Origin of the sequence: Sphingobium sp. ba1 (assembly GCF_000743655.1) — a bacterium.
Taxonomy (GTDB): Bacteria; Pseudomonadota; Alphaproteobacteria; order Sphingomonadales; family Sphingomonadaceae; genus Sphingobium.
Genome location: NZ_JPPQ01000069.1, coordinates 1 through 400, shown reverse-complemented (window position 1 = coordinate 400; position 400 = coordinate 1). Strand labels below are relative to the sequence as shown.

Genomic DNA, 400 nt, shown 5'->3' with positions numbered 1-400 from the left:
TAACTTACGCCACGTCCGCCAACCCCATCCCATGCCGCCGGTGAATAAGACGGGCTAAGGTCCTGAGCGGGCGCATCGAGCATCGGTTTAGCGACAACCTGACCGTAACCAGTCGGGTCCTCTACGGAGATTATGACAAGCTCTATCGGAACGCCTTTGCGGTAACCCCGGCCACCCCGCGCGACGCCGTCCAGAGCGTCGGCCTCGAGGCATATAGCGATCCCACGACGCGCAAGAACCTGCTCAACCAGAACGATCTCGTCTGGACCGTCACCACCGGCCCCGTCCGCCACGTGCTGCTCGCCGGCTTCGAATATAGCGATCAGCGCACGCGCAACCAGCGGATCAATGGCTTTTTCGGAAGTGGTGATATCGTCAATGGAGGGCGGCGCGTCTTTGT

The 400-nt window shown here is 61.0% G+C and carries 1 protein-coding gene; it reads right to left on the bottom strand.

What is annotated here, in order from left to right; all coding sequences use genetic code 11:
- Positions 1 to 400: hypothetical protein (locus tag IL54_RS24765; protein ID WP_193378808.1), on the bottom strand; the 400-nt coding region annotated here is incomplete at both ends.